Here is a 13,094-nt window from a genome sequence, read left to right as displayed (position 1 = left end):
GACCTGGGCGCCGGCCTTCTCATCGCCAGCAGCACCAGGTGGTCACTCGAAAGCGCTTACGATTACCAGTTCAACCACAGCTACCGGTCGGGCCAGGTCATGGTCAAGTTCGCCCTGGCGCTGTGAGGACAGATTCCCATCCGGATAGCACGATCTGATGGATTGAAGCGGCGTGGAAGCCGCCGCCCGCGTCGTCAACGAGGTCAGCGGTTTCCGCACTGAACTGGCATGGCGGAGGATCGAGGCACGGCATCCGGGCCTTGATCATCAACCACACTTACAACGCCGACAGAAACGCCACCAGATCGTGTTTCTGCTGCGCGGTGATGTTGATGTTGAAGCGGGTGTTGTAGAAGTCGACCACGTCGCCCAGCGTTGCCGCCGAGCCGTTGTGGAAGTACGGCGCGCGTGCGGCCAGGCCGCGCAGGATCGGGCCCTTGAACTTGCCGATGTCGGCCCACTTGCCGGTCCGCAGTGCCAGGCCGGGATCGGTGGTCTGCACCGTTTGGCCGGTGCTGTGGTTGGTCAGCGTGTACAGCGGCATGTCCGGAGTGCGTCGGCTGGCGTCGGCGACGCCGATGTTGATCGGCAAGGCTACCGAGTGGTTGCCGATATTGGGCGAGTTGTGACAGGTGGTGCAGGTGCCGTGGATGACCGGCAGGCCGGTCGCGTCGTTGAGCCCGCCCACGCCACTGATGGCGATCGGCAGGGTGTTGAACAACTGCTCGCCGCGGGCGATGGCGGCACGCGCGCGGCCGCGGACATCGCGGCTGAACTGCGCATTGGGATCATTCCAGTCATCGAACAGGCGCATGGATTTTTCATCGAACGACTCGCCGGTGGGATCGTTGCCGAGGGTGTCATTGATGCCGATCCAGAAACGTTGCTGGGCCAGGATGTTGGCGCCACCCATGCCATCGTCGCCGTTGAGCCGGCCGGCATCCTGGTCGGCGAGCTGGGCGGTGAACAAATGCAATTCGAAGTCGACGATCCGGTCGATGATGGCGGCGCTGGGTGCGGCGCTGGCCTGTTCATGGCCGACGATGGCGTCGCGTGCCTGCGTAGCGAGGCTTTCGAGCAGGTCTTCGTGATTGATGCCGGCATCCATCGGCGGCTTGAACGGCGCCGCGGTCTCGCGACCGTCCCACATTACGGCGGTAAGCCAGATCAGGTTGGTGGAAGGCAGTGGGCGGCGGAACAGCGACAGCTCGCGTGCGCTGGCGTAGCCGTAGGGATCATCCACCTTGGTCAGGCGGAATTCGGCATTCGCCGGCAACGGCATGCCCACGCGTATCAAGCCGCGGCTGAGCAGCATGGCGTAGGCATTGCGCCGCGCGTAGACACTGGAGACATCCGCCAGCGGCGAGACCGCGCCGTCGACCAGGGCGAAGATCGGATCGGTGCCGTTGGTCCTGGCAAAACGCTGGCGCAGTTCGTCAGGCGAGACTGACCAGCCTTGCGCCTGACGGTGGCAAGAGTCGCACGAACGACCGTTGCTGCCGAAGCTCTGGAAGAACGGGTTGTCGCTGTCGATACGGCCGCTGGACGTGCTGGTTTGCAGCCAACCGGACGGGTCGGCGGTGGTCAACGGGTTGGCATGCGAGGGCTGGCGACCGGCCTGCTGTGCGTGCGTGGCGCCGGCACCCGCCAACAGCAAGGCCACGAGGGTGGCTGCCAGTCGCTGGCGTGTGGTGACTCGTAAACGGTGATCAAACATGACGGTTGCCCCATGGCTGGATGAGCGTTCCTCAGGCCCTGCCCGGCCGATACGGTCGTGGCATGACGGAGAACACTGCCGGTGGGCAAAGTGCGACACGCGCCGCGCCGCGGCGCCCACAGGCCGGAGGCGAGCGCCTGGTTTGCCATGAGGCGATGCGCGAGGGTCAGTTCAGCAGAGCGTGGCAGGATGCAATGGGCCGGCGCAGCAGCGCACTGGCGCCGGCCAGTTCGGGATGGGAAGCGAGATCGCCGGCTTCGATGATCGCGCGTGCGGCGCTTGTTTGCGTGGCGGCGTAGGCGCAGTCGCCGCCGCGCGCCGCGGCGACGGCAAGCCACAGCTGCGCCGCGAGCCGGCGCGGATGCGCCGGTTGCAATTCATGGCTGGCGCGCTGGATCGCCGCCGCCAGCCGCACTTTCGCCCGGCCCAGTTCGCCATGCTCCAGCTCGACCTGCGCCAGCAGCGTGTGCACCCACAGCAGTTGCGGGTCGCCGCGGGACGCGATCGCGGCGAGGTCGCGATCGACCGTTGCCGAGAGAGCGCCTGGACATTGCGGGCCGGCGGATTGGCTGCAGGCCAGCAGCAGGCGCGCCTCGGCGATCAGCGGCGGCATCTGGTACTGGCGCGTGCGCAGGCCGGCGATGGCATCCGGCAGCAGCGCGCGCGCCAGCGCGGGCTGGCCTTCCAGCAAGTCGATCCCCGCCAGCTCGCTGTCCACGCGGCCGATCCGCATGCGGTTGGCCGGATCGCTGCCGTACAACTCGCGCGCTGCTTCGAACCGTTTCCGTGCACCAGCGAGATCGCCGGCTTCCACGTCACCGAACGCGGTGGCTTCCAGCGAATCGCCGTGCAACGCAGTATCCGCACCGAAGCCGCCGGCGGACCAGGCCTGCGCCTGCCCGCAATGTGCCTGCGCGCTGGCGCGATCCGCCCGCAGCCCTTCCAGCACACAGGTCTTCTGTGCGGCATACACCTGGGTTAGTTGTGGCCGGCTGCCGTTGCGCGCATACATCGCCAGCGCCTGCGCAAACAACTCGTGCGCCAGTCTCCAGTGGCCGGCGCGAAACGCGGACGAGGCCCAGCCGGCCAGCGCCAGGGTGGATTCGTTGCTGGACGGGCCGAAGTGCGCGAGTTCGAACTGCCAGGTCTTGCGCCACATCCCGATTGCCTCGTCGTAGCGTTCCAGCCCTTCCAGCGCGGAGGCGACATCGTTGTAGCCGATGCCGACCCGCGGATCGTCCACCCCCCAGGTGGCGATCCGCTCGGCCAGTGCTTCGCGAGCGAGCCCCAGGGCGATTTCGCCATGCCCTTCGCTGTTCTCGACCGCGCCCAGCGGACCGAGCAGGTCGATCAGCGCTTCGCCGTGGATCCCCTGCGCGAGCATGCGTTGGTGCGCCAGGCGCAGGTCGGCGCCACCGGCCGCAAAGTCCTCCGTGCGCACCTCGGCGTAGCCGCGCGCGGTGAGCGCGCGGATCGCCTCGATGTCGGACGGTGCCAGCGCCCGTTCGGACAAGGCGACGGCCTGGTTCGCCAGCTTGCGCGATTGCGCGGCGTCGCCGAGGTTCTCGTACAGGCGCGAGAACATCGCCAGCAGATCCACGCGACCGCCATCGTCCATCTGCGGCGAGGTGTCGAGTTTCGCCACGCCACGCGCCAGCAGTTCGTCCAGGCTGGGTTGTTTCGATGCGGCGACGCCGTAACGGATCGGTGCGAACAGGCTCTCGACGAAAGCCCGCACCATGTTGGCGCGGGCAGCCTGTTGTCGCGCGACGTGAGCCTGCCAGAGGGCGACCGACAGGGAGACCAGGATGGCCAGCACGAACACCGCGGCGGTGGCCACGCCGCCGCGATGGCGGTCGATGAACTTGCTGGTGCGATACCAGCGCGATGGCGGGTGCGCCTGCACCGGCTGCCGGTCCAGATGACGCTCGATGTCTTCGGCCAGGGCACCGGCCGAGGCGTAGCGACGCTCCGGTTCGGTGGCGGTGGCTTTCAGCACGATGTTGTCGAGGTCGCCGCGCAGCTTGCGCCGTATCGAGGCCACCGATGCCAGCGCCTGCGCCGAGCCATAAGCAGTGGCGATGGACGGCGGGGTGATGCGCGACGATGGCGTGCCGGTATCGCCGGCGGCGCGTCGGCAGCCGGTGATCAGCTCGTCCAGCAGGATGCCCAGCGCATACACATCGGTGGCGGTGGTGATCGGCTGCTGCGCGAACTGCTCCGGCGCTGCATAGGCCGGGGTGAGTGCGCGATGCTGGGTGCGGATGGCATCGGTCGCGTCCTCGTCGAGCAGTTTGGCGATGCCGAAGTCGAGCAGCTTGACGTGGCCGCCGGCGGTGACCAGCACGTTGGACGGCTTCAGATCGCGATGCACGATCAGTGCGCGGTGCGCCGTCTCGACCGCACGGCAGACCATCAGGAACAGTACCAGCCGCTGGCGCAGATCCAGGCCGTGCTCGCTCGCGTAGCGCGTGATGGGCAAGCCATCGACCAGCTCCAGCGCTATATAGGCATGGCCGCTATCGGTGATCCCACCCTCGATCAGGCGCGCGATGCCCGGATGGCGCAACCGCGCCAGCGCCTCGCGTTCGCGCCGGAACTGGCGCTGCGCATCGGCGGTGTACAGACCACGCGCGAGCAGCTTGATGGCGACTTCCTGGCGCACGCTCTCGGCATCGCGAAACGCGCGGAACACCGTCGACGAACCGCCCTCGCCGAGCACCTCGACCAGTTCGAACGGACCGATGTGGCTGCCGGCAGGCAGCGCTTCGACGACGCTGGTATCGCCGATGACGCGCGCGGCGTTGACGGCATCGCCGGTCGACAGCAACTCGCCTTCGACAGCATCGGCAGCCAGCAGGCGTTCGATCTCGGCGCGCCGCACCGGATCCGGGCAGCGCTCGGCCAGCAGGCGCGCGCGCGCCGCTGCGGGCAGCGTGAGTGCTTCCTCGAACAGGTCGCGCAGTGACGGTGTGGATCCCACGACAGACTCTCCCCGCGATGCCCTGCCTTCGATAAACCCCAACTGCGCGCCAACTGCGACCTTGCCCCGGCAAGGCACCACGTTTTATTCCATGCGTGCCTTGATGTACGCGCGGGCAAAACGCCAGTCGCGGTCGATGGTGCGCCGGGCCAGTCCGAGGGTTTCACCGACCTGCTCCAGGCTGAGCCCGGCAAAAAAACGCAGCTCGACCACCTGGGCGGCACGCGCATCGGTCTGCTCAAGCGCATCCAGCGCGGCATCCAGCGCCAGTGCCTGCTCGGCGGTGTCGAGCGCGAGTTTCAGATCGCGATCGTCCAGCGTGACCCGCATCCACTGCCCGCCAGCGCAAAGGCGCAGGCGATCGCGCGCGCGATTGATCAGCAGGTGGCGCATGGCGCGCGCGGCGTAGCTGAAAAACTGGGCCGGATGCTCGAACTGCAGCGACTGCCGCTGACCCATGCGCAGGTACAACTCGTGCACCAGCTCGGTGGTGTCCAGGGTGGCGTTGCGGCGACAGGCCAGTTGCCGCGCAGCCATCGCCTTGAGACGCGCGTAGACCGCGATAAACAGCGCATCCGTCGACTCGACGGTGGGCACCTGCCGGGTATCGGGCATAGCGGAACCCCTCCATGCAGATGCATGCATCCACCGCTGCATGGTACGCTGCTGTCGGCATGTCGGAGTGCTGCCGAGGAAAACTGCGGCGACAAGGTTCGCCGACTTCGGAGCGGAAGCTATCGCAGCGCCCGCTGATTCCCGTGACCGGCGTTCAGCCGAACGCGGTGAACACCGGTGCAGCCGCTGCGACACTTGAGTCGCCACGCCGCCAGCCGTGCACGAATGTGCGCAGCCGGCCGCCCACGACGGCGATCACGGGGCGCACGGTCAGGTTCAGTTCGGGGAATACCTTCGGCGACATGGCCAGCCCGATCTGGTGTTCGGCCCGCATGCGCGCGGCCTTGGCGGCGAACCATGCCTTGGGCCCGGTCAGCAGGACGCCCGAGGCGGACTCCGCCTGGCGCGAATTCTCGATGGTCTGGCGCAAATGACCGAGATGGCATTCGGTGAAGGCCTGCGCCAGGGCGTCGACCGTGAAAGGCGAGGCAACGTATTCGTCCAGCAGGCTGCCCAGCATCGCCGCGACGCGCAATGCGATCTGGCGATTCGCGTGCTCGCCATGCGATGCACCGGCGCAAGCGTGCCAGACGCCATCGATGGCGTTGACCAGGATGTGGAACTCGGCCTGATTGAGCGGACGCTGCTGCAGCGGGGTGTGGCGTCGATCGATGAGCCACTCCTGATCGGCAGCCGGCAGCGCATGCGAGCGACGGGCGGCGCGATGCCGCGCCTCCTCCATCGACAGGCCTTCGGTGGCAGTCAACTGTGCGGCGAGAGCTTCCTGGGTCAGCGGTTGCGCGCGCGCGGTGCCGTCCGCGTGATACCAGCGGCGGTACTCCAGCGTGGCGGCATGGAACAGCCCGCGCGGCGGCCGCACCATCGCACGCGCCTCGGCGGCATGGTCGAGTGCCGGAACCATCGGGCGAAGCCCGGCCGCATGGGCGGCCAGCACGCGATCGAGCAGCACTTCGGCCGTGACCAGATGCTGATGACAGGCCGTCCAGCGATCGTTGCCGTCGGTCGTCGGGAAGTAGACAAAGCGGATGCGGGGCGCGCGCGCAACTGCGGTGGAGCATCCCGTGCCGGAAAACTTTCTCGCGCCATGGCAGCCCTGCCCGGCAATCCGGCGCCCGATCGGTGGAGCACGATGCGCGGTGGGCAGATCCCCCAGCATGAGGTCGATGGCCGCGGTCGAAACAACGACAGACGGGGCCGGTACGGCCGTTTGCACATTCACAGCAATTGCTACTTGCACACTCACGAAACAACCTTCGCCGCTGTGGGTGGTCATGGCGCGCAACTCCGCTGGCGCCATGTCCCTCCGGGAATATTCATGCCGTCCCGCCTGGACAGCCACGCCGCCACTTTTGCATGAGCCATGCCATCGAAGTGTGCGGTGGCCCGCAGTATCGGCACCCCGCGGTTGCGGCGGATGCGACGATATGGCTGCCGCGGCTCCGGGCCGCATGACCCGTTTCCCCCGAAATCCGACCGGAACAGGCAAAATATGCGGTTGGCGGCCGGCGATCCCGCCCCGCTGCCCGTAACGAAGGCGCCCCTGTGCGCCACCCCACTCGACGACGGATGACACTCTTGACGATCACGACGGTCACCACACCTCCGCCGGATGACACGGATACGGCCCTGCTTGAGCGTCTGCGCGCCGCCGCGGAACTGCTGGAATCGGTGGCGGCCGATCGGCAACTGCTGGACCGGCTGCCGGCGGATGACCGCCAACGCCTGCACCAGGCGGTGGCGAAGACCTATCACCCCGATCCGGTCGCCCGTCGGATCCAGCTGAAGGCGGCCGAGAAAGCGCGGCATGCGTCGAAGATCCAGGCCGAGGACAACGTGCTCAACCGGACCGGCATCCGCGCACTGCGCCGCAAGCCGGTGTTCACCACGCCGAACGTGTTTGCACCGCAGGGCTTCGAGCCGCACGACATCGCCCCGGATGCCGACGCCGCGCAGCCACGCGAATCGGTCGAGCCGAGGCATTGCTATGTGTGCAAGCAGAAATACTCGGCCATCCACTTCTTCTACGACCAGCTGTGTCCGAGCTGCGCCGCGTTCAACTATGCCAAGCGCACCGAGCTGGTCGACCTGCGCGGCCGTGTGGCGCTGCTGACCGGCGGCCGCGTGAAAATCGGCTACCAGGCCGGCCTGAAGCTGCTGCGTGCCGGCGCCGAACTCATCGTGACCACGCGTTTCCCGCGCGATTCGGCCGCACGCTACGCCGAGGAGCCGGACTTCGCCGAATGGGGTCACCGGCTGCAAGTGTACGGGCTCGACCTGCGCCATACGCCCAGTGTGGAAGCGTTCTGCCAGGAGCTGGCCGCTACCCGGCCGCGGCTGGACTTCATCATCAACAACGCCTGCCAGACCGTGCGGCGGCCGCCGGACTTCTACGCGCACATGATGGAAGGCGAGACGGCCGCGCTGCACGACATGCCGGAGCACGTACGCAAGCTGGTCGGCCATTACGAGGGATTGCGCAGTTCGCACATCCTGCCCGAAGCCGACACCTCCGCGATCGCGCTGGCGAATCGCGGCTCGAGTATCCCCGGGCTGACCCGCGCCGCCGAACTGTCGCAGCTGCCGCTGCTGCCGGAGGAGTTGCTGGCGCAGAGCCACCTGTTCCCCGAGGGCCGGCTCGATCAGGACCTGCAGCAGATCGACCTGCGCCAGCGCAATTCCTGGCGGCTGCTGATGGCCGAGGTGCCGTCGGTGGAATTGCTAGAGGTGCAACTGGTCAACGCGATAGCGCCGTTCATCATCAATGCGCGGCTGAAGCCGCTGATGCTGCGCACGCCCGACCGCGACAAGCACATCGTCAATGTGTCGGCGATGGAGGGCCAGTTCTATCGCAGCTTCAAGACCACCCGCCACCCCCACACCAACATGGCCAAGGCGGCGCTCAACATGATGACGCGCACCTCGGCCACCGATTACCACAACGACGGCATCCACATGAACAGCGTCGACACCGGCTGGGTGACCGACGAGGATCCCGCCGAACTGGCCGCGAAGAAGGTGCTGGAGGAACGCTTCCACCCGCCGCTGGACATCGTCGACGGCGCCGCCCGCATCGTCGACCCCATCATCAGCGGCATCAACACCGGCGAGCATGTGTGGGGACAGTTCCTGAAGGACTATCGCCCGACGGACTGGTAGGGCGGAGCGCCTTCCACCGCAGATTCAAAACGTTCGGCGCTGGCCGCATGGTTGGCAGGCACCTCTCGCCGATTCGGCGACAGACCGTTCCTCGAAAGAGTATTTCAAGTGGGTGCGCTTGGCCTTATGTTGCCTGGCATGCGCCAGAGGGCGCCCATCGCATCCGGAGAATCACCATGATTGAACGCAGACCCTTCGACAGCCTGGGCGGAGCCGACCATGGCTGGCTCAAGGCCAAACATCATTTCTCGTTCGCCGGCTACAACGATTCCGGCCGCATGGGCTGGGGTGCGCTGCGCGTCTGGAACGACGACACCATTGCGCCGCAGACCGGCTTTCCGCCCCACCCGCACGCCAACATGGAGATCATCACCTACGTGCGCGATGGGGCGATCACCCATCGCGACAGCCTCGGCAACGAGGGCCGCACCGAAGCCGGCGACGTGCAGGTGATGAGCGCCGGCAGCGGGATCACCCACTCCGAATACAACGTGGAGTCCGTCACTACGCGCATTTTCCAGATCTGGATCATCCCCGACGAGAACGGCCGCCCGCCGTCGTGGGGCGCCCGGCCATTTCCGAAGGGCGAGCGTTCGGGCCGCTTCGTGACGCTGGCCAGCGGTTTCAAGGAAGACACCGAAGCCCTGCCTCTGCGCACCGACGCCCGCGTGCTCGGTGCCTCGCTGAAGGCCGGCGACATCGTCGACTACGCGTTGGGCGACGGCCGCTACGCGTACCTGGTGCCGGCCACCGGCGCAGTCGAGCTCAACGGCGTGAAGCTGGACGCCCGCGACGGCGCGGCGATCCGCGACGAGGCCGTATTTCGCATCACCGCTATCGAGGACGCGGAACTGGTGCTGGTCGATACGGCGCCCTAGGCGGAGGCCTTGCCGAACGACGGCGGCCGATCCGCCGCAGCCGCGCCGAACTTGGTGTTCGGCGAACGGCCCATCTGGAACACCAACGTTCCGCCTGCGGCCAGTTCGGCGTGGCTGATCCAGCTGCGGCTCCACGGCTGGTCGTTCCAGCTGACCGACTGGATGTACGGGCTGTCCGGACCGTTGCCCGGGGCCAGCACGGTCAGCTTGCCGCCCGCGGCCAGCTCGATCTCGGCGCGGTCGACCAGCGGGCTGCCGAACACGTAGTTCGCGCTGACCGGATCGACCGCGTACAGGCCCAGCGCGCTGATCACGTACCAGGCGCTCATCTGACCGCAATCCTCGTTGCCGGCGAGTCCGTCCGGCTGCGCCTCATACATCGTTTGCAGCAGCGAACGCACCCGCGCCTGGGTCTTGTGGTGCGAACCGGTGTATGCATACAGGTAGGCCACGTGATGGCTGGGTTCGTTGCCGTGCGCGTACTGGCCGACCATGCCGGCGATGTCCGGCGGCGCGTCGGCCGGCAGCGCCGAGCTGGTGCTGAACAGCGTATCCAGCTTGCGTTCGAAAGCGCGCTCGCCGCCGAACAGTTTCATGTATTCGTACAGGTCGTGCTGGTTGAGGAAGGTGGCCTGCCACGCGTTCGACTCGGTGAAATCGCGCCATTTCGAGGCATGGCCCATGCCGCGCGGATCGAACGGTTCCAGCCAGCGCCCGTCGCTGGCGCGCGGCCGCACGAAGCTCAGCTTGCGGTCGAACACGTGCTGGTAATTGCGCGAGCGGTGACGCAGCCGGGTGGCGTCGGCATGCGCGCCGGCCGCGTCGGCCAGGTGCGCGACGGCCCAGTCGTCGTACGCGTATTCGAGCGTCTTGCTGACCGCCTCGCCCTCCTTGTCGCTGGGGATGTAGCCGAGCTTGCGGTAGTACGGAAGGCCGCGGTAGTCGTCGTCCATCGCGCGCTTGCGGAACAGCGGCCAGGCTCTTTCGTAGTCGATTCCGGCGAAGCCTTTCGCGTGCGCTTCGGCCAGCACCACGGCGGAGTGGTAGCCGATCATGCAGCCGGTCTCCACACCTTGCAGCGGCCACACCGGCGGGCCGTCCGGGCTCTCGCCGGCCATCCGCACCAGCCCGTTGACCAGGTCCGGCACGCGCTCGGGCTGGTACAGCGTGAGCAGCGGATGCTGCGCCCGGTAGGTGTCCCACAGCGAGTAGGTGCTGTAATTGTGCGCGCCCTGCGGCAGCTGGTGCACGGCCAGGTCCATGCCGCGATAGCGGCCGTCGACGTCGCTGAACAGGGTCGGCGCCAGCATGGTGTGATACAGCGAGGTGTAGAAGATGCGCCGCACGTCCTCGGACGCCGTGTCGATGCGGATACGTCCGAGCTCGCGCTCCCATGACGCGGCAGCGGCGCGGCGCACGTGATCGAAATCCCAGCCGGCAATTTCCGCGTCGAGATTGCGCAGCGCGCCATCGACATCGACTCCGGAAATGCCGACCTTGACCAACAGCGGCGCGCTGGCGACGTTGTCGATATGCAGCGCTGCTTTCAGGTGAGTGCCATGCGCCTCGCCAGTACCTGCAGGCAGCGGGGCATCCTCGACATACAGCGTGGCCTGCGTGATGGGGCGCGACAGCTTCATCGCGAAATAGATGTGCCGGCCGCCGGCCCACTGGTGCACGCGGCGCTCTCCGACCAGGGTGTCGTTGCCGACCAGCTTCAATCGTGCATCGCTGACCTTGCATGGGACGGCGGCATCGTCGTGGAAACCGTGCGCGAGATCGATCAGCAAATGGCCGCTGCCCTTGCCATGGAACGTGTAGCGATGCAGTCCCGCGCGCAGTGTCGCGGTCAGCTCGGCGTGGATGTCGTGATCCTTCAGATGCACCTGGTAGTAACCCGGCTGCGCCTGCTCGTGGTCGTAGCGCGAGCGATAGCCAGGCCCGGGGTGGGCCACGCTGTCGGCGGAAAGACCGGCTCCGGCGGCGGCGCCGTCGTGGCGCGAATGGTAGTTCTTATTCGGCAGGCCGCGAGCGCCTGGCCGCAGCAGCACCGGCCCCTGCGTCGGCATCACCAGCACATCGAGCATGTCGCTGGCACCGGTGCCGCTCAGGTGCGTGTGCGAGAAGCCCATGATCGAGCCGTCGCCCTGGTGATACCCCGAGCAGGCGTCCCAGCCGGCGTCGTTGGTATCCGGGCTCAACTGCACCATGCCGAACGGCAACGAGGCGCCGGGATAGACGTGGCCATGGCCGCCGGTACCGATGAATACGTCGACGTGCCGCGCGACACCATCGGACGCGGGCGTCGGCGACATCGCGTCGCCGCGGCGGGACGTCGCGAACGCCGCCAGCGGTTCGAGTCGGCTGCCGAGCAGGCTCAATGCGGCTGCGCCCTGCAGGAAACGTCTGCGTGTCACCATATTGCGTTCTCCGGTACGTGTCGGGATGGCGAACTTTTGGCCATGGAGGCCTGGTGTCGTTGCGGATTTACCAAGGCAGCGACTCCTCGAAGCGGATCTTCGAAGCGGATCTTCGAAGATATACGCGATCGGGCGCCTGGTAAATCCGACTCACCGCACGTGCCGAGTCTTCCAGACCGTGCCATACACACTTGATATCCCGCGTGGCGGCGCCAGTGTCTAGTAGAGATTCCCCACGTTCGCCACGCGAACCCGTCATGACCACCATGCAAGCCATCGAGATCACCCGCTTCGGCACCCCGGACGTCCTGCGGCTGGCGCGACGCCCGATCCCGCAGACCGGGCCGGGCGAGGTGCTGATCAAGGTGACGGCATCCGGCGTGAACCGGCCGGACGTGTTTCAGCGCCAGGGCCATTACGCGCCGCCGCCGGGCGCGTCCGATCTGCCCGGCCTGGAAGTGGCCGGCGAGCTGGTGGATGGCGACTTCGGCGGCGACAACCCGTTCGGCCTCGGGCGCGGCAATGCCGTGTGCGCCCTGCTCGCAGGCGGTGGCTACGCGGAATACGCAGTGGCGCCGCTGGCGCAATGCCTGCCGGTGCCCCGTGGTCTTTCGCCGGTCGAGGCGGCGGCGCTGCCGGAGAATTACTTCACCGTGTGGAGCAATGTGTTCGATCGGGGCCGGCTCGGCCGCGGCGAAGGGGGCAGCCACGAAACACTGCTGGTGCAGGGCGGCTCCAGCGGCATCGGCGTCACTGCGATCCAGCTGGCGCACGCGTTCGGCCATCGCGTATTCGCCACCGCCGGCAGTGCGGAGAAGTGCACGGCCTGCGAAGGGCTGGGCGCGGTGGCGATCAACTACCGCAAGCAGGACTTCGTGCACGAAGTACATCGCCATACGGATGGACGTGGGGTGGACGTGATTCTCGACATGGTCGCTGGCGACTACATCCCGCGCGAAATCGACGCACTGGCCGAAGGCGGCCGGCTGGTCTTCATTGCCACGCTGGGTGGCAGCAGGGCCGAGATCGACGTCGCCGCCATCATGCGCCGGCGGCTTACCCTTACCGGCTCTACACTGCGCGGCCGCGATGTCGGCTTCAAGGGCGCGATTGCCGTCCAGCTGCATGAAAAGGTCTGGCCGCTGCTCGACGCCGGCACGATCCGGCCGATCGTCCATCAGGTGTTTCCCGCCGCCGAAGCGGCCCGCGCACACGCGCTGATGGAAAGCAGCGCACATATCGGCAAGCTCTTGCTGCAATGGTGACGAATTCGAGCGCAAGACCCGGAGTGCCGCAGCTGCCGC

The 13,094-nt window shown here is 67.2% G+C and carries 8 protein-coding genes; 3 read left to right on the top strand and 5 right to left on the bottom strand.

The genetic code is table 11. The features are described 5' to 3' along the window. Positions 1–277: 277 nt before the first annotated feature. The 4 genes from ACFPPB_RS17655 to ACFPPB_RS17640 form a co-directional block, all read right to left on the bottom strand. On the bottom strand, positions 278–1,717 hold the full coding sequence (locus ACFPPB_RS17655; protein WP_377329508.1) for a hypothetical protein: 1,440 nt from the start codon (positions 1,715–1,717) through the stop codon (positions 278–280). Between the two features lie 166 nt (positions 1,718–1,883). After that, the gene (locus ACFPPB_RS17650) at positions 1,884–4,700 is read right to left on the bottom strand and encodes a serine/threonine-protein kinase (protein ID WP_377329506.1); all 2,817 of its coding nucleotides are present in this window, start codon (positions 4,698–4,700) and stop codon (positions 1,884–1,886) included. A gap of 84 nt (positions 4,701–4,784) precedes the next feature. Next, positions 4,785–5,315 carry an ECF-type sigma factor gene (locus tag ACFPPB_RS17645; protein WP_377329504.1) on the bottom strand — a complete coding sequence of 177 codons (531 nt, stop codon included), beginning with the start codon at positions 5,313–5,315 and terminating at the stop codon, positions 4,785–4,787. A 154-nt stretch (positions 5,316–5,469) separates the two neighbouring features. Continuing rightward, positions 5,470–6,555, bottom strand: coding sequence for a hypothetical protein (locus tag ACFPPB_RS17640; RefSeq protein ID WP_377329502.1), 1,086 nt, complete (start codon positions 6,553–6,555; stop codon positions 5,470–5,472). Positions 6,556–6,902: 347 nt separating this feature from the next. On the opposite strand from ACFPPB_RS17640, the gene ACFPPB_RS17635 reads away from it, so the two are divergent. Both ACFPPB_RS17635 and ACFPPB_RS17630 read left to right on the top strand, forming a co-directional pair. Then, on the top strand, positions 6,903–8,492 hold the full coding sequence (locus ACFPPB_RS17635; RefSeq protein ID WP_377329500.1) for an SDR family NAD(P)-dependent oxidoreductase: 1,590 nt from the start codon (positions 6,903–6,905) through the stop codon (positions 8,490–8,492). Positions 8,493–8,668: 176 nt separating this feature from the next. Then, positions 8,669–9,370 (top strand): pirin family protein, encoded by a 702-nt coding sequence (locus tag ACFPPB_RS17630; protein WP_377329498.1) that lies wholly within the window; start codon positions 8,669–8,671, stop codon positions 9,368–9,370. Here ACFPPB_RS17630 and ACFPPB_RS17625 read toward each other — a convergent pair. Continuing rightward, positions 9,367–11,790 (bottom strand): GH92 family glycosyl hydrolase, encoded by a 2,424-nt coding sequence (locus ACFPPB_RS17625; protein WP_377329496.1) that lies wholly within the window; start codon positions 11,788–11,790, stop codon positions 9,367–9,369. The two genes, ACFPPB_RS17630 and ACFPPB_RS17625, sit on opposite strands and share 4 nt — an antisense overlap. Before the next feature lie 266 nt (positions 11,791–12,056). On the opposite strand from ACFPPB_RS17625, the gene ACFPPB_RS17620 reads away from it, so the two are divergent. After that, on the top strand, positions 12,057–13,055 hold the full coding sequence (locus ACFPPB_RS17620; protein WP_377329510.1) for an NAD(P)H-quinone oxidoreductase: 999 nt from the start codon (positions 12,057–12,059) through the stop codon (positions 13,053–13,055). The last annotated feature ends 39 nt before the right edge of the window (positions 13,056–13,094 follow it).

Origin of the sequence: Rhodanobacter terrae (assembly GCF_042657005.1) — a bacterium.
Lineage (GTDB): Bacteria > Pseudomonadota > Gammaproteobacteria > Xanthomonadales > Rhodanobacteraceae > Rhodanobacter > Rhodanobacter terrae.
Note: the sequence above shows the minus strand (reverse complement) of the source record. Positions and strands in the feature narration are given on the sequence as shown.

Coding starts and splice junctions, on each gene's coding strand:
- ACFPPB_RS17655 (WP_377329508.1), bottom strand. CDS start 1,717: ATGTTTGATCACCGTTTACGAGTCACCACACGCCAGCGACTGGCAGCC.
- ACFPPB_RS17645 (WP_377329504.1), bottom strand. CDS start 5,315: ATGCCCGATACCCGGCAGGTGCCCACCGTCGAGTCGACGGATGCGCTG.
- ACFPPB_RS17635 (WP_377329500.1), top strand. CDS start 6,903: ATGACACTCTTGACGATCACGACGGTCACCACACCTCCGCCGGATGAC.
- ACFPPB_RS17630 (WP_377329498.1), top strand. CDS start 8,669: ATGATTGAACGCAGACCCTTCGACAGCCTGGGCGGAGCCGACCATGGC.
- ACFPPB_RS17625 (WP_377329496.1), bottom strand. CDS start 11,790: ATGGTGACACGCAGACGTTTCCTGCAGGGCGCAGCCGCATTGAGCCTG.
- ACFPPB_RS17620 (WP_377329510.1), top strand. CDS start 12,057: ATGCAAGCCATCGAGATCACCCGCTTCGGCACCCCGGACGTCCTGCGG.